At 40.9% G+C, this 20,650-nt stretch carries 17 protein-coding genes and 2 pseudogenes; 15 read left to right on the top strand and 4 right to left on the bottom strand.

Going from position 1 to position 20,650, the window contains the following annotated elements:
• The 9 genes and pseudogenes from GD002_RS13100 to proS form a co-directional block, all read left to right on the top strand.
• Window positions 1–394: pseudogene (locus GD002_RS13100) on the top strand (iron-containing alcohol dehydrogenase); the annotation flags it as partial.
• Between the two features lie 134 nt (window positions 395–528).
• On the top strand, window positions 529–1,875 hold the full coding sequence (locus GD002_RS13105) for an APC family permease (protein ID WP_153732811.1): 1,347 nt from the start codon (window positions 529–531) through the stop codon (window positions 1,873–1,875).
• Window positions 1,876–2,040: 165 nt separating this feature from the next.
• A complete protein-coding gene (locus GD002_RS18060; protein ID WP_153732812.1) occupies window positions 2,041–2,295 on the top strand; it encodes a BCCT family transporter in 255 nt (84 codons plus the stop codon).
• A gap of 28 nt (window positions 2,296–2,323) precedes the next feature.
• A pseudogene (locus GD002_RS18190) lies at window positions 2,324–2,653 on the top strand (BCCT family transporter).
• A 26-nt stretch (window positions 2,654–2,679) separates the two neighbouring features.
• Entirely contained in the window at window positions 2,680–3,165 is a 486-nt protein-coding gene (locus GD002_RS18065) for a BCCT family transporter (RefSeq protein ID WP_194841602.1), read from the top strand.
• Between the two features lie 495 nt (window positions 3,166–3,660).
• A complete protein-coding gene (locus GD002_RS13130; protein ID WP_228548380.1) occupies window positions 3,661–4,935 on the top strand; it encodes a sensor histidine kinase in 1,275 nt (424 codons plus the stop codon).
• A complete protein-coding gene (locus tag GD002_RS13135; RefSeq protein WP_153732816.1) occupies window positions 4,932–5,819 on the top strand; it encodes a response regulator in 888 nt (295 codons plus the stop codon). Before GD002_RS13130 ends, GD002_RS13135 begins: the two co-directional genes overlap by 4 nt.
• A gap of 90 nt (window positions 5,820–5,909) precedes the next feature.
• Window positions 5,910–7,196 (top strand): cation:dicarboxylate symporter family transporter, encoded by a 1,287-nt coding sequence (locus tag GD002_RS13140; protein ID WP_153732817.1) that lies wholly within the window; start codon window positions 5,910–5,912, stop codon window positions 7,194–7,196.
• Between the two features lie 203 nt (window positions 7,197–7,399).
• Window positions 7,400–8,836: a proline--tRNA ligase gene (gene proS, locus GD002_RS13145; protein ID WP_153732818.1), complete on the top strand. Its 1,437-nt coding sequence runs from the start codon at window positions 7,400–7,402 to the stop codon at window positions 8,834–8,836.
• Between the two features lie 231 nt (window positions 8,837–9,067).
• Here the strand turns inward: proS and GD002_RS13150 are convergent, their stop codons facing one another.
• The gene (locus GD002_RS13150; protein ID WP_153732819.1) at window positions 9,068–11,260 is read right to left on the bottom strand and encodes a DNA topoisomerase III; all 2,193 of its coding nucleotides are present in this window, start codon (window positions 11,258–11,260) and stop codon (window positions 9,068–9,070) included.
• A gap of 230 nt (window positions 11,261–11,490) precedes the next feature.
• Between GD002_RS13150 and GD002_RS13155 the strand changes: the two genes are divergently transcribed.
• Window positions 11,491–11,928, top strand: coding sequence for a GatB/YqeY domain-containing protein (locus GD002_RS13155; RefSeq protein WP_153732820.1), 438 nt, complete (start codon window positions 11,491–11,493; stop codon window positions 11,926–11,928).
• A 364-nt stretch (window positions 11,929–12,292) separates the two neighbouring features.
• Here GD002_RS13155 and GD002_RS13160 read toward each other — a convergent pair whose 3' ends face one another.
• Complete coding sequence (locus GD002_RS13160; protein ID WP_153732821.1) at window positions 12,293–12,895, bottom strand: hypothetical protein; 603 nt, start codon at window positions 12,893–12,895, stop codon at window positions 12,293–12,295.
• Window positions 12,896–13,164: 269 nt separating this feature from the next.
• On the opposite strand from GD002_RS13160, the gene GD002_RS13165 reads away from it, so the two are divergent.
• Together GD002_RS13165 and GD002_RS13170 are read left to right on the top strand one after the other, a co-directional pair.
• Complete coding sequence (locus GD002_RS13165) at window positions 13,165–13,731, top strand: RNA polymerase sigma factor (protein WP_228548381.1); 567 nt, start codon at window positions 13,165–13,167, stop codon at window positions 13,729–13,731.
• Window positions 13,709–15,301, top strand: coding sequence for a DUF4179 domain-containing protein (locus GD002_RS13170; RefSeq protein WP_153732881.1), 1,593 nt, complete (start codon window positions 13,709–13,711; stop codon window positions 15,299–15,301). Before GD002_RS13165 ends, GD002_RS13170 begins: the two co-directional genes overlap by 23 nt.
• A 106-nt stretch (window positions 15,302–15,407) precedes the next feature.
• Here the strand turns inward: GD002_RS13170 and ccsB are convergent, their stop codons facing one another.
• Window positions 15,408–16,580: a c-type cytochrome biogenesis protein CcsB gene (gene ccsB / locus GD002_RS13175; protein ID WP_153732823.1), complete on the bottom strand. Its 1,173-nt coding sequence runs from the start codon at window positions 16,578–16,580 to the stop codon at window positions 15,408–15,410.
• Window positions 16,581–16,749: 169 nt separating this feature from the next.
• Here ccsB and GD002_RS13180 point away from each other — a divergent pair, with 169 nt between their 5' ends.
• From GD002_RS13180 to GD002_RS13190, 3 genes are all read left to right on the top strand, one after another.
• Window positions 16,750–18,039, top strand: a complete 1,290-nt coding sequence (locus tag GD002_RS13180; protein WP_153732824.1) for a sensor histidine kinase — start codon at window positions 16,750–16,752, stop codon at window positions 18,037–18,039.
• Window positions 18,020–18,745: a LytR/AlgR family response regulator transcription factor gene (locus GD002_RS13185; RefSeq protein ID WP_153732825.1), complete on the top strand. Its 726-nt coding sequence runs from the start codon at window positions 18,020–18,022 to the stop codon at window positions 18,743–18,745. Before GD002_RS13180 ends, GD002_RS13185 begins: the two co-directional genes overlap by 20 nt.
• A gap of 287 nt (window positions 18,746–19,032) precedes the next feature.
• Window positions 19,033–20,265, top strand: coding sequence for an acyl-CoA dehydrogenase family protein (locus GD002_RS13190; RefSeq protein WP_228548382.1), 1,233 nt, complete (start codon window positions 19,033–19,035; stop codon window positions 20,263–20,265).
• A gap of 133 nt (window positions 20,266–20,398) precedes the next feature.
• Here the strand turns inward: GD002_RS13190 and GD002_RS13195 are convergent, their stop codons facing one another.
• Window positions 20,399–20,599, bottom strand: a complete 201-nt coding sequence (locus GD002_RS13195; RefSeq protein WP_153732826.1) for a KGG domain-containing protein — start codon at window positions 20,597–20,599, stop codon at window positions 20,399–20,401.
• Between the last annotated feature and the right edge of the window lie 51 nt (window positions 20,600–20,650).

Genomic DNA, 20,650 nt, shown 5'->3' on the forward strand with positions numbered 1-20,650 from the left:
AAACGCTGATACAGCTAGTGTTCATTGTGTAGCAGAGGCCATTGGGGGATTATATGATACCCCGCACGGTGTAGCAAATGCTATTTTCTTACCTTACGTGTTCAAGCATAATATGGATGCTGACATAAAGAGGCACGCTGAGATTGGTTACGCTATGGGGATAGATCCCTCTCTTCCGCATACAGACGCCGCAAAACAAGCCATAGCTAGACTATTTGAGTTAAGTAAAAGATTGAATATTCCTAGCTTCAATGAAATTGATTCCGTGGATCCAAAAGATTTCCCACAAATAGCCCAAAAATCAATGAACAACTTCTCCAATCCTGACAACGCGAAAGAAATGACAATAGAAGATTACATGAATATATTGGAGGAAGCTTACAATGGTAATTAACAGCTTGCGCTATTAATGTAAGACTATCCCTGGAGGTAGATACTTAGTCTTTTTCCTCCGTTATTTATTTAACACCCATGCTTAAAATGGATTTAAGTATGACATTCCTTTTCAAAAAGTGAGGATGATTATTTATGCAGAAAACTACAGAGCTAAAAAGAAATTTGGGATTTTTCAGCGTTTTTGTAATTGGATTATCACTTTTGACTCCATCTACAGTTTTTACAGTCTTCGGGATAGCTTCTACTAATAGTGATGGACATGTGCCAGCTGTTTATATATTTGCTTTCATCGCGATTATGTTCACTGTGTTAAGCTATACTCATATGGTAAAAGTATTTCCAAAAGCGGGTTCCGCTTATACCTATGTACAACAAACCTTTAATCCTAATCTGGGATTTTTGGTTGGTTGGGGGACGTTATTTGATTATCTTTTCCTTCCAATGGTTTATGTATTATCAATTGTTGTCTATATGAATCCGTTATTTCCTAGCGTGCCTATCTGGATCTGGATCGTAGGACCTTTATTAATTATGAGTCTCTGCAATCTATTTAGTGTGAAAATTGCAGTTTCATTTAGTGCATTCCTAGTGACATTACAATTAATCATAACCGGGATTTTCATTGGTTTATTAATTACATATCATAACGGGCTTACCGGTTCAGGAGAATTGTTCTCGATTGAACCATTTATCTCCGGAAACTTATCGATAGCGGTAATTTTATCGGGTTCTGTTATCCTTGCTTATACCTTTGTTGGATTTGATGCAATCAGTACATTGGCGGAGGAAACCATTAACCCTACGAAGACCCTACCTAGAGCTATGATTGCACTAGTAATATTCCTTGGCATTTTGTACACGGCGATCACTTATTTTATGCAACGTTCTTTCCCGGATACTTCCGTCTTCTCCAATCCCGATTCAGCGGCAGTAGAAATTGCTCAACAAGTTGGAGGCATGTTGTTTACATCAATTTTCACTGGAATTATTATTGCTAGTATTCTAGTCGGTGGAATTGCGGCACAAATGAGTACGTCACGTCTTTTATTTGCAATGGGAAGAGATAATGTCTTTCCAAGAAAGATTTTTGGATACCTTCATCCAAAATCCGGAATCCCAGTTTACAATATAATAATTACTGCTGTTGTTAGTTTAATTTCACTATTTTTAAGTTTAGACGTTGCGGCTTCAGTCATTAGCTTTGGCGCTTTTACAGCCTTTACCTTTGTTAATTTATGTGTAATAATGCATTTCATTATCAATCAAAAAATGAGATCATTAAAAGCTTTGATTTTATATCTGGCATTTCCTATTATAGGGTTATCATTCATAGGTTTAATGTGGTATAACATCGACAAAACTGCTTTAACCTTGGGCATCATTTGGAACGCAATTGGATTTATTGTCTTAATTTTTATTACAAAATCCTTTAAAAAATCCGCACCGAGTCTTAACTTTAGTGAATCTCCTGTTAACTAAATTAAGATAGACGTTTTCAACATTTAGCTGGCTAGTCTTAATTTTCAATACAGGCATTAGTTTTGGTATCATGTATTCTGAAATTTTTGAATGAGCTTTTGGTTATTCCCACCCTCCATGCGGTCTTACAGCTGAATCTGTTGAAACTGCAGGTTACGCTTCTACATATGGAATTTTTTACTGGGGATTTTCAGAGATAAAGCGGATGGTTTGCTAGGGAAAGTGATTGACGTATGCTTCATGTTCGGTCTGATCGGTGGCATTGGAACCTCGTTAGCTCTCGGAACTCCATTGCTCGCTGAAGGAATTCATTCTCTATTCGATGTAGAGAAAACGCTTACATTTAATTTGACGATCGTGGTCATTTTGATGGTGTTTTTCTGTATCTGTCTCTACTTCTTCGGGTTAAAAAAAGATTGAAGCTTTTAAGCGACTGGAATCTATATTTATATATCGCCATTGCGATTTTCATCTTTATTTTGGTCCGACTGTCTTCATTATCGCCAACTTTACAGACAGTGTCGGTGTATTGTTTCAAAACTTTTTTAGAATGAGCCTATACACGGATCCTATAGGAAAGTCGGGTTTCAGTGAGACTTAAATTCTTTTCGATTGGGGTTAGTAGTTCTCTTACGCTCCATTTACAGGTATGTTAGCTGCACGTATTTCAAAAGGCCGGTCAATTAGAGGATTGATCCTTGGACAATTGCTCGGTGGAACTTTAGGCTGCTGGCTGGCATTTTCGATATTTGGAAAAAAGGTATTTATTTCTAAATAAACAATGTCGTTCCCGTACTCGATATCTTGCAAAATGAAGGTGCACCCGCAGCCATCCTAGCTTCCTTGAATGCACTTCCGCAGGGCGGAGTCGTCATGGTGCTCTACTTACTGATCCCAGCGATTTTCTTGGCGACAACTGTCAACTCGGCTGCGTATACATTATCGGATGTAGCGTCTATTAATCTGCAACCGGGTGAAGAGCCGGCACGCTGGTATCTTGTATTTTGGGGAATCGTCCTTACAAGCATCTCTATCATTCTGATGTACGGGGATGGCTTGGAAGCGTTGCAAACTCTATCTATTATTACAGCATTGCCTCTCGTTTTCATCATGTTGTTAATGATTGCTTCATTCATGAAGTGGGTGCACCAAGGTGAAAAAGATGGTATTCATATTTACGAGGGCGTACCATATGATGAACCTGAAGAACAGACGGTAGAAATAACTATTGAGCGAGGAAAGAAGGACAAAAACAAAGGCAAGGTCATCCAAAAAGAAAACTTGATCTAATAGTAGAATATCAGAAACATTTATGCCGACCGTAATTAATACAAAGTTACTCCATTAAAAAACTGAATATGGATAGTGAGCCTGTCCGAAAAGTCGATTTCACCTGACTTTTCGGGCGGCTCTTATTTTTGTATGGATAGGAAGTTCATCCTAGACTGTTTTTTAGAAGGTGAAATATGCGGTAAACGACTCGTTTGTATGGTAAGGTCGGAAATCTCACGCAACCGCTCATAGAAAAACCACATATGCGATCATAAACCCCAGCCAACCGCTCATACAAACCACATACGCAATCATAAGATCCAGTTCGCATACGCGATCATAACCCCCCGCTCATAGCTGCAAAAAAACTGCCACTGAAAGATATTTAACTTTCAGGACAGCGCCTTTCTTTGCCCAAAAATAGGAAGAATTTTGACCGATGTCTACAACTGTACAAACGTATTCGGATTGCTATACTACATACAATAGAAATTTTTCATTAGGAGTATAGCCATGAACACGAAATCGGTTTGGAGACAAATTTTACAATCGGAGGCAGCACGTATTGCAATCATTGCAATCTTAACAGCGCTTACAGGTGAGTTAAAAGTGATGCCGTTTGCGGAGGAGACGTTCCGTTTTGCGCTTGGCGGTATTGTATTCTTTTTGCTAATTCTTATTTATCCACCAATTTCGATGTTGCGGACAGGGTTCATAACAGCGGTGACGGTCGTGTTGTTCCGGGTGATGGAAGAGATATGGATCGGTGCAATGTTGGTAGACAGTTTACTGATGCATGTACCAGTCTTTTTGTTTTATTTTTTATTTGCAGTCGGTTGGCATTTTGTGGATCTCGAGAAGTATAAGTCACTTCCACTGCAACTGGGCGCATTGGCTTTCTTATTCGAAGTGATGGGCAATACGTCAGAACATGCACTTCGGAACTGGTGGATGCATGATTCATTATTAAATACGAAGGAGTGGGGCATTCTGTTGGGTGTTGCTTTGCTACGAAGTTTCTTCACGGTTGGTCTGTATAGTTCAGTGGCTTTATCTAAAGAAAAGCAGCGTGTGGAGGAAATGCTAGGCGTGGGATCGGAACTCTATGCAGAAGCGCTATATTTGCAGAAATCGATGAATCACATTGAGCAAATCACTGCTTCTAGCCATGATTTGTATCGTAAGCTAAGGAAAGAGGGGCAGCGGGAGCTCAGTACCCAGGCATTACAGATTGCACAGGAAATTCATGAGGTGAAAAAGGACTCGCAGCGAATTTTGGCTGGACTCTCGAAGTGGACGAGTCGGCAAGAAGTGACTACGTTCTATATATCAGACCTACTTGAATTGGTTGTGTCTGCAAATGAAAAGTATAGTGAATTGATTGGAAGAGAATGCTCAATTGAAACTTCCATCAATACAGATTTTCAAACAGATCAGCATATTCCGTTACTTGCCGTTCTTAATAACCTGACATCCAATGCAGTGGAAGCGATGGAGCAGCAAGGCCGAGTGATGATCAGTGTCGACAGTAATAAAGAGTGGATTTATTTCCGTGTACAGGACACAGGGAAAGGAATTCCGGTAGATCATGAAGATGTAATTTTCGAACCGGGGTACACGACCAAGTTTAATGAACAGGGCGTGGCGGCAACGGGAATCGGCTTGTCACATGTGGCGACAATTATTCAGGCGCTACAAGGTACTATTCGAGTGAACCGTCTAGAGGAAGGCTTGGTATTTGAAGTGAAAATTCCTGTACTAACCATTAAGAGGGAGACAGTGGTATGAGATATTTTATCGTAGACGATGACAAGGCGAGTCGTTTGATGCTACAGAATATTTTGGCTGAGCAGGATTTCGGGCTAGTCATAGGCGAGGCGGACAGTGGAATAAAAGCTATTTCGCAAATTTTGTCATTAGAACCGGACATTGTGTTAATTGATTTGTTAATGCCAGAACTTGATGGGATTGAGACGATTCAGCAGCTGAAGTCTCAAGGGTTTAACGGGCAATTTATCATGCTGAGCCAGGTCGTTAATAAAGAGATGGTCGGAGAGGCGTATCAAGTCGGTGTAGAATTTTTTATTCATAAACCGATCAATCAAATCGAGGTACAAAGCGTATTGCAGCGAACAGCTGAACAGTTGCGCTTGAAAAATTCTTTAATGACGATTCGGGAATCTCTAGCCCAAATTGGATCACCTGACCAGCCGAAAACAAAGCGTACGGTGAAAGATATTGTGTTGGCTAAACTGCACGACATGGGAATTATTGGAGAGGCGGGCAGTCGTGATATTGTAACGATTGTGGAGGTTCTAGGTGAACGGGGTCTATCTCAATTGCCACCGTTAAAAGAGTTGTATGAAATGGCGTTACTTAAAATGGGGGTAGAGGCAAAAGATATCGCCAAAGAAAGTAAAGCGATGGAGCAACGAATTCGACGCTCGATTTTAACCGGGATGGATCATTTGGCTTCGCTTGGCGCGGTGGACTATACAATTACGGAGTTTGAATATTATGCGCCCAGGTTCTTTGATTTCCAAGAAATTAGCCAGCGAATGAAACAAATCCAGGATGAGGACGTCTTTTCAAAGCCAATAAAGGTGAATAGTAAGAAGTTTTTGCAGGTTTTATATATCGAGACGATGGAAGAGTACAAAAAGATTTTGTAGGATGATGTAGAATTTTGTAGGTTCCCTATATGATATTCCTAAGTTACTTCGAGAAAGCGTTTTCAGGAGTAAATCGAAGGGGGATTATCTATGAAAAAGAAATTTAAACTGTCGTTAGCCTATCAGATTTTAATTGGATTAGTTCTTGGTATTGCGGTCGGTGCCATTTTTTATGGTAATCCTAACGTAGAAAAGTATTTGCAACCGATAGGAACCATGTTCATTAACATGATTAAGATGATTGTGGTACCGATTATCATCTCCACATTGGTCATCGGAGTTGCAGGTACGGGAGATATAAAGAAACTTGGGAAATTAGGCGGTAAGACGCTTTTATATTTTGAAATTGTAACGACTATTGCGATTATTGTTGGGTTAATGTCGGCTAATATTTTCAAGCCAGGTGAAGGGATTGATATGTCATCTCTTGAAAAAGGTGACATTTCACAGTATGTACAAACAACAGAAGAAGTTCAGAATAACGGATTTATGGATGTGTTGGTCGGCATCGTGCCAAGTAATATTGTAGATTCCATGGCAAATGGCGATATGCTGCCAATTATTTTCTTCTCTGTTTTATTTGGATTGGGCGTTGCGGCGATCGGTGAACGAGGAAAGCCGGTATTAGACGTTTTCCAAGGCGTTGCGGATGCGATGTTCTGGGTAACGAATATGATCATGAAGTTTGCGCCGTTCGGTGTATTTGCGCTGATCGGTGTGACGGTATCCAAATTCGGTTTGGAGTCGCTCATCCCAATGGGCAAGCTGATGCTTTTGGTGTATGCAACGATGATTTTCTTCATTATTGTGGTGTTGGGTGGTATTGCGAAGATGGTCGGTGTCAATATCTTCCACTTTATGAAGGTGCTGAAGGATGAGTTGATCTTGGCGTACTCCACATCTAGTTCTGAAACCGTTTTGCCAAAAGTGATGGAGAAAATGCAGAAGTTCGGCTGTCCGAAAGATATTGTTTCTTTCGTTATACCAACTGGCTATTCGTTCAACTTGGATGGCTCTACACTGTATCAGGCATTGGCTGCGATGTTCATTGCGCAAATGTACGGGATTCAGCTAAGTATTACGGAGCAAATTACATTGGTATTAGTGCTGATGATTACGTCTAAAGGGATTGCCGGTGTACCGGGCGTTTCGTTCGTTGTCTTGCTTGCGACGCTTGGAACAGTAGGGATTCCGCTTGAAGGTTTGGCGTTCATCGCTGGGATCGACCGTTTGCTAGATATGGCTCGTACGGTGGTCAACGTAGTTGGGAATGCCTTGGCGACAGTGGTTATGTCAAAGTGGGAAGGTCGCTTTGGAGAGGAAGAGTCTGTGAAGGAAGAACAACAATATGTAGTTGCTGAAGAAAAATTGGTTTGATAAATTTGAAGCTGTCCTCTCGATGAGGGCAGTTTTTTTGTGGGTATGAGCGGTTGTAAAGAAATAAGAGTGCTTAGCATAATTTTAGATCACTGAGTATCTAATGTCATCGTATTCAATTGTAGGAATGCTGGATTTGTTATATGATTAGCAGTATGGAATCTACACAAGAGCGTGGTATTTACTAAGGAGGAAATTAGGTAATGAGCAATCAGCAAAATGATTTTACGAAATGGTATATCGACACGATCCAGAAAGCGGATTTGATGGATTATACACCAGTGCGAGGCTGTATCGCATTTAAACCAGATGGCTTTGAAATTTGGGAGCATATTAAGGATGAAATGGATCGTCGTTTCAAAGAGACAGGTCATCGAAATGCGTATTTCCCGATGCTCATCCCTGAATCATTTTTCCAAAAAGAAAAAGATCATATTGAAGGGTTTTCTCCAGAATTGCCGTGGGTGACAGAGGCAGCAGGGGAACAGTTGGAGGAGCGTTTGGCACTGCGTCCGACTTCTGAAACGATGATCGGTCATTTGTATTCAGATTGGGTCAAAAGCTATCGCGATTTACCGCTACTGATTAACCAATGGGCGAACGTATTCCGCTGGGAGAAGAAGACACTTCCATTCATCCGTACATCTGAGTTCTTATGGCAAGAAGGGCATACGGCGCATGTGGATGAAGAAGAAGCGCGGGCAGAAACGATGCAGATGCTGGAGATTTATAAGGAAGTCGTAGAAGATTTACTGGCGATTCCTGTTTATGATGGACAAAAAACACCTTCTGAGCGCTTTGCGGGTGCAGTTGATACGTATTCGATTGAAGCGATGATGAAAGACGGTAAAGCAGTACAAGCCGGAACTTCACATTACTTAGGAACAAAATTTGCGGAAGCATTCGATATCAAATTCTTAACAAAAGAAAATAAGCATCAGTTTGTCCATACAACGTCTTGGGGAACTTCTACACGTTTGATTGGATCGGTCATTATGGTACATGGTGACGAGCAAGGGCTTGTATTGCCTCCGCGTATTGCTCCGACACAGGTGGTACTCATTCCGGTTGGTCCGTGGAAAAAGAATCCGGCTATCATGGAGAAGTTGGATGAAATATTTGCGGAACTGAAAGCAAAAGGCATCCGTGTACGTTTGGATGATTCCGATCAGTCACCAGGCTTTAAATTCAATGAATGGGAATTAAAAGGAGTGCCAGTTCGACTAGAGCTTGGACCACGTGATCTTGAGAATAATCAAGCGTTGATGAAAGCGCGTGACGGCGAAGAGAAAGTGGCAGTGGACTTGGCACAAGCTGTGTCTAGCATCGAGCAAGAGCTAGAAACGATGCAAACACGTCTGCTTGAAAAAGCGCGTGCGTTCCGTGCAGAACATTCCCATACGCATATTGATACCCTAGATGAGTTGAAGAAGCATATTGAAGACAGTGCTGCGAAAGAAGAGATCCCTGGTTGGATTCTTTCAGGCTGGTGTGGAGACGATACATGTGAAGAGCATGTGAAAGACGAAACGAAATTTACGACACGTAATATTCCTTTCAATCCACCGGCAAAGAAATCAACTTGCATCAATTGTGGCCAAGAAGCAAAGCATACGGTTTGGTTTGCTAGAGCTTACTAATAGGAAGTGAAAAGGTGCTACACGCGATTTGCGTGTAGCACCTTTTCTTGTGTAAGCGAGCGAAACTTAGGAGGGACCGTACCAATAATGTGCTTAACCGAGCGAATCCTAGCGACATCCGCGCCAAAATACTGTAAAAGCGAGCCAAAGCGGCTGAGCAGCGAGCCGAACCCTTGTCGAACCGAGCCAAAGCAGCCGAGCAACGCCCCTTACATTGATCACTACCACTTATCAATCGTCCAACTTCAAACCTTTCAATGCATCTGCGAATGGATTGTTGACCGGTTCATCATCATTATTCTTCTTCAAGTATTTCTGTACATCACGTTTATTTACTTTTCCTTTAGAGTCTTTTTCGCGTCGAGCTTTGAAGGAGGATAGTTTTTCACGATAGCCACATTTACACGTGAAGATCTGACCTTCCCCTTCACCACGCAATTCCATTTTCTTCTTACATTGAGGACAGCGTGCATTGGTTACACGCGAGACGTTTTTACGATGCCCACATTCGCGATCTTGACAGACGAGCATTTTGCCGTGTTTGCCGTTCACTTCTAGCATTGGTTTACCACAGTCTGGGCACGTTTTCGTGGAAATATTATCATGCTTGAACTTCGCATCGCTTGCTTTAATTTCAGAGACGATTTCTTTTGTATAGCCTTTCATTTCATTAATGAAAGCTTCCTTTTTTAGTTGGCCTTTTGCGATTCGCTCCAACTTCAATTCCCATTCAGCTGTTAGGGTAGGAGATTTCAATTCATCTGGCACTAACTCGAGGAGCTGTTTTCCTTTGTTGGTCACGTGAATATCCTTACCTCGTTTTTCAATGAGGAAGGAATTGAATAATTTATCGATAATATCAGCACGGGTTGCGACTGTGCCGAGACCACCTGTAGATTTCAATGTTTCTGCGAGTTTCTTATCTTGCGTTCCCATGTATTTCGTAGGGTTTTCCATTGCAGATAAAAGTGTTGCTTCATTGAATCGAGCAGGTGGCTTCGTTTGTCCAGAAGTTTCCTTGACGAATTGGATGTTCAACGAATCACCTTTTGTAAGCTTCGGCAATAGCTGTTCTTTCGTATCTTGCTCTGTTTCTTCTTCGTCGAATTGATGGTTATAGACTTCTTTCCAGCCTGCTACTACAATCGTTTTACCGCGTGCTGTGAATTGCTCGTCTGCAATTTTCGCATGAACTGTCAGCTGCTCGTATTCATGGGCAGGGAATAGGACTGCTAAAAATCGTTTGACGACCAAGTCATAGATTTTCCGCTCTTTGTCAGACAGTTTGTCACGCAACACGATTTCTTCAGTCGGAATGATGGCGTGGTGATCGGATACTTTGCTGTCGTCAACAAATGATTTATTCGCTTTGATTGGTTTCTTCAATATTTTATTTGCGAGTGTTCGATACTCACCGATGCCGCAAGATTTCAGGCGTTCTGGCAGAGTCGCTACGAGATCGCTCGATAGGAAACGTGAATCAGTCCGTGGATACGTGAGCAGTTTGTGCTGTTCGTATAGCTTTTGCATGATATTTAACGTTTCTTTCGCTGAGTATCCGAAAAGTTTATTGGCGTCACGCTGCAGTTCTGTCAGATCATAGAGACCTGGGGAGAAGGACTTTTTCGGTTTTTTATCGACATTCTCAATGACTGCTGGCTTGCCATCGACTTTTTTGACGATAGCCGACAGCTTGTCACGGTCGAATGAACGAGTGTCATTTGTTTTGGCATCTTGCCATGTTAGCTTAAGTTTGGAATCAGTTTGTGCTTCGATTCCGTAGTACGTTTTCGGACGGAAGGTGTTAATTTCCTCTTCGCGCTGTGCGATGATCGCGACAACGGGCGTTTGTACACGTCCGCAGTTCAATTGGGCATTGAACTTTGTCGTCAAAGCACGTGTTGCGTTTAAGCCGATATACCAGTCTGCTTCTGAACGAGCGACTGCTGCTTCATATAGATTTTCGTATGCTTTACCGGGTTTCAGCTGAGCAAATCCGTCTTTAATAGCTTTATCGGTAACCGATGAGATCCAAAGGCGCTTGATGGGTTTCTTGACCTTTGCTTTTTCGATGATCCAACGAGCGACAAGTTCACCTTCGCGTCCTGCGTCTGTGCCGATGATGATGTCCGATACATCAGAGCGCAGCAGTTGTGCTTTTACTGCGTTATATTGCTTACCAGTTTGCTTAATGACCGTCAATTTTAAGTGATCAGGCATCATTGGCAAATCTTCTAATTTCCACGTCTTATATTTAGTATCATAATTCTCGGGATCTGCGAGTGTCACTAAATGTCCGAGGGCCCAGGTGACAATGTACTTGTCTCCTTCTAAATAGCCGTTCCCTTTTTTATTGCAGTTGAGCACGCGAGCAATATCTCGCGCGACGGAAGGTTTTTCCGCTAATACAACACTTTTTTTCATATAGTTGAACTCCTTTGTGTACATACATGTCAAAAAACTCCTCCGGTAGATAAGGGTATGGTCGACCTTATGCTATCAAAAGGAGCTGCTTAGTGAAAAGTGTAAACTAGTAGGGAGGTTTCGTCAATTCAGGCACTAGTATGTCTGTGTACCACTAACTATAAAAAAACTGACTGAAAGCCTTATTATTTTGTATACTAGTACTAACACTTTAGAAATGGGGAATCGCAATGTCACAGTTAAAAGATCGTTTAATGGCAGATATGAAAACTGCAATGAAGGAAAAGGATCAGATGAAAAAAGGCGTGATCAATTTATTGCGAGCTGGACTGCAAAATGAAGCGCTTGAATTAAAGCGTGAATTGACGGAAGAAGAGGAAATCAAAATCGTTCAACGAGAGCTAAAACAAACAAAGCAGTCACTCGAAGAAGGACAAAAAGCAAACCGTGAAGATATAGTTGAAGCGGAAAAGGCGAAGATTGCAATCGTTGAGTCTTATTTGCCAAAACAGATGAGTGTGGAAGAAGTGAAGGAATTGATCGGCACACTTGGTATTTCGAAAGATACACCGATGGGGCAGGCAATTGGTGTCGTGATGAAAGAAGTGGCCGGACGCGCGGAAGGAAAAACGGTTTCCCAGGCAGTGAAAGAGTATTTGCAGGCCTAAAGAAATACTATGTATATAGGATGTAGTGATCCCATATATCTCTTAAATACATCAGGAGCTGTCCGAGAAGTCATTTTCACCTAACTTCTCGGACGACTCTTTTTTTGTATGTGGGGAACCTTTTTTATCCTAGATATAGTTTCTAGCAAGAATAAATGCACGGTTAGCGGCTAGTTTGGTTCGTTGGTTGAATGGTTTAGATCGGTTCGATTCGCCTATTGTGCGCCCCTAAGAGTTTTGGCTCGGTTCGAAAATATTTTGGAGCAGTGCCATGATACTTTGGCGTGCTTCTTGACTTCTCTACTCGATCACGTGAAAAAATCTGTCAATAAAAGTTAGGTCTGACTTTCAGCGATTGCTTTTTTCACTTCTTAAATGAAGCCCTCAACAAATACACCACATCATACTCCTTCAGCTCATCCATATGATCTTCCATCTTTTCATAAAAGTCGCTTGATAAGGAGCTAGTGCTCACGCCTTCTGTTGAATCGGTGTAGATGATGCTGGCGGGCAACATCTCTTCAGAAAGTGACAAGTTTTCTTTTGGATTCGTTCCCCAAAGCATTGCCAAGTTCTCTCCACCTGGCTTCGCATCTTGGACGTGTGTACCAACAGATCCATTGGTATCACTGATACTTGTAGAAAACAGCAATTGTTGATCGTTTATTTCTGTTAGGGTGAGGATCATAGTTCCCTTCGTTGATTTACCGGGCAAGGGAATAGATAAAAGGTTGATCGGTTCGGCTGTCTTCTTCCCCTTTTCGTATTTATCGAGCCACATTGAAATACTTGTGTAGGTTTGATCAGCCGAATAGTCAAAAACAAATCCTTGATTGGATGAGGTCGCAAGTATTTGTTTTTCACGGTCTGTCAGTTCAGGGATTGTCAGTTTATTGGATTCGGCAGTTGCACAGGCACTTAGAATCAGTACGAAGCTTAGACAGAGTAGAAGTATTTGTTTTTTCATTACACGATCCTCCTTCAGTTACTTTCCTCTAGTATAAATGTTTCCTGAACTTTCTGTTACCGTCTGCAAAATAATTTTATTCAAAAATGAAATGTTTTCAACCTTCCCCCCGTTATACTGAATGAAAAAGAAAAACGAAACATGCGCATGGTCGTTTTATCTGTCTCCAGATAAAGCCTCCGGCGGATGTCAGGGATTTTGAATTGCGCAAGCGCAATTCAAAATCCCGACGCAATTACGCCGAGGCGTAATTGATTAAGGAGGTTCCTATGGAAGAGGATGTGCAATGGGTGCATGAAGTGTTGGCTGGAAATAAACAAGCGTATGCCCATATTATCAATAAATATAAAAATCCGTTATACGCCACGATTTTACGAATGACAAAAAATCCGCAAGATGCACAAGATTTCGTACAGGATGCATTTTTAAAAGTCTATAACCAGTTGGACAAATATAAGGAAACGGGCTCATTCTCTAGTTGGCTGTATCGAGTGGCGATCAATCATTGTATGGACGAATTCCGTAAAAAGCGGTATCAATCGACACAAACGGAGCTTGGAGAAGAGCAGGTAGTAGACCGTAATCATCCCGAAGTGGTGTTTTTGAAAAAAGAAAGACATCGGCAACTGGAACGACTACTCGCGACGCTGCCTGAGGACGAGCGATTGATCATGTTGCTGCGCTATGCAAATGAATTGAGCTATGAGGAAATCAGTGAGCTGACCGATGTGCCATTGTCTACTGTTCGAAATAAGCTTCATCGTGCGAAGAAAAAAATGAGGGAAACAGTGAAGCGAGAGGGAGGCTATTTTCATGAACTGTCCAACAATAGATGAGTTATCAAAATATGTGGATGATCTAGTAACAGAAAAGGAATCTGATCGTGTGCAAGCACATGTGGAAACTTGTTCACATTGCCAAGTGGTTGTAGAGGCATTTTTAGAAGAGCAGCGATTTGTGATGGAAACACTCCAAAATCCTGAGTTGCCTGATGATTTTGCGGACAAGGTACTGGGACAACTTGAACCGTTTGAGCAGAAAGTAGCCAGACGGAAAACACCTTGGAAAAAGGTCATGCTATCAGCAGCGGGTGTCGTATTGGCTGTTGGACTAAGTGCTGCGTTGAGTCCAAGTTTTGCTCAGTTAATCGGGGGCTTCTTTTCATCTGAACAAGTGGATGACGGACTTCGCTTGGCGATGGAGGCTGGTCTTGCGGAACGGGTTGATTTGGAAGTAGAAGATCAAGGGATTACGTTAAAAGTGGAGGATGTGATGGCGGATTCTTCCCGTGTTTCGCTTTCCTATCAAGTATTGAAAAACGGTAAACCGCAAGATACGTATTTTGATTCGGGTGATTCAGCCAATAAAGTTACAGCTTTCGATGCAAATGGGAATGAAATTACTCGACTCAGTAGTGGTTGGTGGGATGGAGGCGACTATGGTCTATTCGAATTCTCATTACGTGAATATGAAGAAATAGATCAGTTGACTATCCGATTTGATGTAGTGGAATTGAATGGAGTGAAAGGGAATTGGCAGCTAGAGGTTCCAGTTGACCTTAGAGAGAAACGACAATTAACTAAAACACTTCCGCTGAATGATGCAACCATTACAACAAATGGTGTGAAAATTGATTTGCAAAAAGCGCAAATGGCCCCGTCATCCACGGAGCTGTTTTATGAAACATCTTTTATGGAAGAAGAACAGGCAAGTATTGAAAAGGCGAGAAAAGAGTTTATGCTGCGCTTTGGTTCAGAAAGTGTGGAATCTCTTATCAATGCTTACGAGACGGCTATTGCTTATCATTTAGAAGATCATGACGGAAACGTATTATACGCATGGAATCGAATGAATGAAGAAAAAGGACATGAAGAAGCTATTGGCATGTTGTCGGGATCGGGTGAAAACTTGGATACACTAGGACACGTTAAGTGGGTGAATTCATTCATACCGAAAAAAGAACAGCCCGATGTAACGTTTGTGTTGGATGGTGTGTACAAAACAGTACCAACAGACTTTTCTATTAAGATTAAACCGAATGAGTTGAAAGATAAGCCATATTCGTTTGAATTTGAAGGTAATGATCTGACTGTCGTCAAAGCGAAGAATGAAACAAATTATTCATTCCGAAAATCATTATTACCGATAGCAAAAGAGTCAACGTTTATTATTGAAATGGAAGGTAATAGAGAACCGGGAGCTAGTGAGCTAGGTTGGTGGCTAGTCGAGGACGATAAAGGAAACGTTTATCAGGCTGGTCCTAGTGGTTCTGTCGTAAACGAAAAGGTTAGCTTTGAACTCACCTTGCCTAGATTTAAAGAAGAACCAAAAGAATTGACGTTGCATTTATTTTCTGTGAAACGTTATGAACCAGTAAATGAGTCTTGGAAATTTCCGTTATATTAAAAACGACCAGCTTGCTCCTGAATTATAGGAGTGAGCTGGCTTTTTGATTGATTTGTGCCCATACTGCTAGACAGCACAACCAGTAAACCGGTAATTAGGCCGTAGTCTACGCATAAGAATGTAGTCCTGCAATGACGAGATTGACAAAAACTTGATTGAACACAATGAAACCAAACCCTATAATTGACATCCAGGCAGTACGCTTTCCTTCCCATCCTTGTGATGTTCGCAAATGTAAGAAAGCCGCATAAAATAACCAAGTAACGAGAGCCCACACTTCTTTCGGATCCCATCCCCAAAAACGACCCCATGCAAGATGCGCCCATATCATGGCAAATAATAGACCGCCTAACGAGAATAGTGGAAAGCCGACGATGATGGCTCGATAAGATATTTCGTCCATTACTGTAGGATTCACTTTTTTAGTGAATGGTTTTAGTAATTGAATAAGTTTCTTTCTAGATATCATTCGTATGATCATATATAACCCGGTACCTACCAAAAGTGACCAAATAATGGTGTTGGTCTTTTTTGCATCGATAGAATTAGTTATTTCCATGAGCCCAACTGAATGTTCGCCATTCACAAGTGTAGCTCCTTGATTCACAATAATTACAGGCATGGTATATGTAACTTGTTCCACTTGCTGTTCTTTATTATCAAATTGAATCAACATCTCATCCGAGGTAAAGGAAAAAATCACCGAACTCATGATAAATCCAATTACCACCACTAGACAATACATGACGAATTCCAGGCTCTTTGTGTGCATTGTTTTCGCATCTACATCTAGCACACGCAGTAAGTAAATAACGCCCGTTGCAAACGCTACAGATAGGATTGCGCTGGAAAAGGCTACAGTGATCACATGTATAGATAACCAGTTACTTTGTAGAGCGGGAATAAGTGGTGTAGCCTCTCTCGTAAAAACACCACCCAATCCTATAATGAGTAACGAGGTAGGGATTGAAAATAATACGACTACAATTTGTTTATATAGTTGATATAGTAATAATGTGCTCGCCATAAGCATGATGCCGAAAAACGTCATAAATTCATACATATTGCTTACTGGGGCATGACCAATCGCTAGCCATCTAAGCACAAAATAAGTCAGTTGCAAAAATAAAGAGCAATAAGTCAATCCCATACCCAGTCGTTTCGCCCATTTATTTTTTGAAGTTACGGAGAGTCCGACTGGCACGATCGCAACTAATAAGAAGATGAACGCCACAAATAATGATTGATTACTTATTGCTAGTAAATATTCTGTGTTCATTTGAAAAACCTCCAGACACGATGACGAATTAATGAAGATGATCATAGGTTTGATCAAAGCTCATTATAAGCATGTTAGAATGGTTTTGGGCAAATTTATCCTAAACGTCGACAAATCCATCTTGAGCGTGCTCACTTAAGAAATAAACAGCAAAACACAGAGGTGTGGAATGACAACTATATTTTTCTTCTTTGGTCTATTTAATTTCGTTATCATCTATGGCCCTCTGTTTTATATCATGAATTTACAGGTAACAATCAAGCGACTAGTTTTATGCTTGCTTGTCAATACGTTTGTTTCCGTGTTGGCCGCTACTTATCCACAATCACTTTGGATTCCGATGGTTGTCAGTATCGTGGTAAGTGGTGGATTATTTTATTTGTTTTCAAGACAATCAATGGTCTTTTTTCATTTACTTGTTATTTATCTTTTCAGCACTCTGGCAGAATATATGGCGCTATTTTTGGTCGAGGCTCTCCATTTATCACTCTTCATACATAGTGGATTAATCGTGTTGCAAATTGTTGTCATCGTGGCTGGATACAAAAAGTTATTAACTCACTACGAGGACCGTATGAGTCTGTCGCAATGTTCTCAAATGGTATTATTGCTTATCGCAATTAGTACCGGTATCGTCTTTTATGTATTAATTTTTATGCCTGCAGATATCCAAATTTCTGCCATCAATTTAGTAATCCTATTTTTTTACTTTGTGATCATGATCATCCTAACTAGAATTGTATTACATACGATGATGAAAGAGCAGGAGATAACCCAAAAATTTATCGAGCAACAACAGTTTACTCACTACATGCAAACTCTTGAACAAGTAAATCGAGACATGCAGACTTTCCGACATGACCATGCAAATATACTTCTTTCATTGCGCGGCTATATTGAGAGTGAAGACGTCAAAGGACTTAGAAAATATTTTGATGAACAAATTGTAAAAGTGGAGCAGAGGACCTTATATAAAAATCAAGTGTTTAGCCAGCTAGATCGGCTTCAGTTAATTGAAATAAAAGGGTTGATTTCTACAAAATTATTACTTGCGAATGAATTATCAATACCTATTTCTGTAGAGATCCCAGATGTGATTGAAGATATCTCTATAAATCGTCTTCATTTGTCGCGGGTATTGGGCATTCTCTTAGATAATGCAATTGAAGCGTCTACTTCCTTGGACGACCCTCAAATTAATTTAGCATTCCTTTCCGTGGAGCATCAGGTCATTATTGTGATCGAGAATCGACTGTTGGATAGTGAAGTAAGCATTCAGCAATTATTTACAGAACGGTATTCGACGAAAAGGGAAGATGGAGGACTAGGTCTACCCTCCGTTAGAAGAATCTTAGCAGAGTATCCGAATAGTACTTGGAATTCACGTATTGAAAATCAATGGTTTATACATGAAATCATTATCGATGGGAGGGATACGAGTGAGGGTGGTCATCTGTGAAGATAATCTAGTTCAGAAAGAATTCATCTATAAAGAAATTATGAACTATGCAAGTTTCCATGAGCCGAGTATTGAAGTGGTTTTGTGTACAAGCACACCGGACGAGGTAGTAACCTATCTTGATCATTATCAAGCCGACTGCTACTTTCTGGATATTGAGTTGGATCATCAACTGGACGGGATGGAATTAGCCGTAGAAATTCGAAGAAGAGATCCGGTAGCTCATATTATTTTCATTACAACTCACGCGGATCGTCTGAAGCTAACGTTTACTTATAAATTGGCAGCTCTTGATTTCATCGTGAAAGATACACCTGAACAAATAGCCTCCCAAGTCATAGAAGTATTGCAAGTTGCATTTGAAAAATATACGCAGCTTGGTGAAGCGAATTCATCGGAAGTCATTCAAATAAAAATTGGAGAACGTATTAAAAATATACATCTTCAGGACATTTATTATTTGGAAACTTCCACAGTTCCCCATAAGATCACCTTATATGAGAAGAATGGTTTTTATGAGTTTTATGGCAGATTAAAAGATTTTGAAGCGATTAGCACCTCTTTTTATCGTTGTCATAAAAGCTTTCTGATAAACCTGCGGCATGTGAGAGAAGTGGATAAAAAGAAACGCATAGTCATGATGCCAAATGGAGCAAAATGTGATATTTCATTTCGTGCTTTTCGGGAATTACAAAGTAGACTGTGATCCTGGCTGTCTAAAATATTGTAAATAAACGCTGCCCATCTTACTATCATGAACCACTATTAGGACTGTTACTAAGTCCTTTTTTTGTTGGGATTCATCGATAGTATTAATGTGAATTAAGTGTATTAATTATACATAACTTAATTTATCAAGTTGAAATGAATTAAATTAATAATTCGTTTTTATATAAATATTTACTATTTAGTAAAATGTGATAGAGTAGAAGGAGTGCAGCTAGCTTTTTTTCTTACTAAAAGCTTGGCAAATGATAAATTGGAGTGAAGGTTTTGGTAAAAAGTCTGGTAAAAGAAAAAGAAATGAATCAAGAAGGAATTATGCAAATTCCTGAGTGGTGGAGCTGTCCAGAAGGGCATGAAGAGTTACAGAAAATGGCACATGCTTTAGGGAAAAAAGAGCTGTTACCGCGTGCATTCATCTCAGATCAAGAGAGAAGTTATCCGCGCGAAAGTTTACGTGAAATTGCAAAAGCAGGTTTTTCAGCTGTCACCATCCCGGTTGAGGCGGGGGGTCTGAAAAATGGATTTACAGCTTTTTCCGTGCTCTCAGAAAGTTTTGCGCATTATTGCCCATCGACGACAATGTGCTGGGTGATGCATATGACAACAGCTCATACAATCTACGAAGCAGGAACAGAAGAACAACGTCAGCGTTTCATTCCACGCGTGTTGAATGGAGAAGTTGGAGGATTGGCATTCAGTGAAAAAGCAACTGGCGGACACTTTTGGAATGTAGGAAGCCAAGCAAAACGAAATGAAAGCGGTTACTTATTGGACGCTGAAAAATCATTCGTCACAAGTGGAGGAGAAGCGGATTTTTATTTAGTTGCGACTACGTCACCTGAAACAGAAAATCCAGATAACCTAATGTTCTTATTAGTGGAAAACGACCAGAACGGCGTAGAAGCATTCCCGTTCGACGCAATGGGTTTACGCGGTAATGCCAGCGGTCCAATGAATTTTAAAAATGTACAAGTTGCTCTTGAAAACCGAATCGGTAGCGAAGGCGGAATGGGCTATTTCAATGACAATACGATTGACCCTTTATTCTTACTAGGTTCAGCAGCATGTTGGGTCGGTATCGCACAAGGTGCATTGAATATGGCGATAAATGGAGCGAAACGCACAGTTCATGCAGATACGGGTTCATCTGTGGCGGATTATCAAGTGATTCGCCATGAATTAGCCAAGTCGCAGATCAAGATCGACAGTGCCCGCAGTATGTTGTACCGTACAGCGGAAGCAATGGATCGCTGCGCTAAAGAAGGGTTGGAGTTATCAGAATGTCTCTATCCATTATGGCAGCTCAAAACACATGCAGCTGATATGGTGATTGATGTAACGAATGCAGCCTTACAAGTATCAGGGGGCCGTGGGTATATGACGGGTCAAGTAGAGAAATTCGTGCGTGATGGACGTGCGGGTGCTATCATGGGGCCGACGAATGAAGTATTGCGTGAGTGGATCGGTCGTACGTTGATTGAGGTGCCTTGGATGGATTAAAGCTAGAATTCATCAAATTGAACGCTAGTAAAAAACAGGAAAAAGCAGTGATTACACTGCTTTTTCCTGTTTGCTTATGTGAAGAGAAATGCAAGAGGGGGAATCTTGTCATTTCATCAGCTAGCACGCGTTTTTATTTATTGCTGTTATTGTTTGAGTTGTTATTGTTATTATTTTGCTTAGCACGGGCTTCTCCGCCTTTTTGGCCGATTTCTTCATAAAAATCTTTGTCATGGTTTCTAGCTGTAGCTTCTCCACCTTTTTGACCTGCTTCTTCAAGGGACATTTTGCTACGGTTGTTTTGGTTCTCTTGGTTGTTGTTACGTTTTGCCATAATAAAAATCTCTCCTCGTTTTGAAGTATTGTTTGTTACATCCTCTGTATA

The organism is Sporosarcina obsidiansis, assembly GCF_009651005.1.
Taxonomy (GTDB): Bacteria; Bacillota; Bacilli; order Bacillales_A; family Planococcaceae; genus Sporosarcina; species Sporosarcina obsidiansis.

Bases quoted from the DNA above. Each gene is read 5' to 3' on its own strand.
- GD002_RS13105 (WP_153732811.1), top strand. From the start codon at position 529: ATGCAGAAAACTACAGAGCTAAAAAGAAATTTGGGATTTTTCAGCGTT.
- GD002_RS13130 (WP_228548380.1), top strand. From the start codon at position 3,661: ATGAACACGAAATCGGTTTGGAGACAAATTTTACAATCGGAGGCAGCA.
- GD002_RS13135 (WP_153732816.1), top strand. From the start codon at position 4,932: ATGAGATATTTTATCGTAGACGATGACAAGGCGAGTCGTTTGATGCTA.
- GD002_RS13140 (WP_153732817.1), top strand. From the start codon at position 5,910: ATGAAAAAGAAATTTAAACTGTCGTTAGCCTATCAGATTTTAATTGGA.
- proS (WP_153732818.1), top strand. From the start codon at position 7,400: ATGAGCAATCAGCAAAATGATTTTACGAAATGGTATATCGACACGATC.
- GD002_RS13150 (WP_153732819.1), bottom strand. From the start codon at position 11,260: ATGAAAAAAAGTGTTGTATTAGCGGAAAAACCTTCCGTCGCGCGAGAT.
- GD002_RS13155 (WP_153732820.1), top strand. From the start codon at position 11,491: ATGTCACAGTTAAAAGATCGTTTAATGGCAGATATGAAAACTGCAATG.
- GD002_RS13160 (WP_153732821.1), bottom strand. From the start codon at position 12,895: ATGAAAAAACAAATACTTCTACTCTGTCTAAGCTTCGTACTGATTCTA.
- GD002_RS13165 (WP_228548381.1), top strand. From the start codon at position 13,165: ATGGAAGAGGATGTGCAATGGGTGCATGAAGTGTTGGCTGGAAATAAA.
- GD002_RS13170 (WP_153732881.1), top strand. From the start codon at position 13,709: ATGAACTGTCCAACAATAGATGAGTTATCAAAATATGTGGATGATCTA.
- ccsB (WP_153732823.1), bottom strand. From the start codon at position 16,580: ATGAACACAGAATATTTACTAGCAATAAGTAATCAATCATTATTTGTG.
- GD002_RS13180 (WP_153732824.1), top strand. From the start codon at position 16,750: ATGACAACTATATTTTTCTTCTTTGGTCTATTTAATTTCGTTATCATC.
- GD002_RS13195 (WP_153732826.1), bottom strand. From the start codon at position 20,599: ATGGCAAAACGTAACAACAACCAAGAGAACCAAAACAACCGTAGCAAA.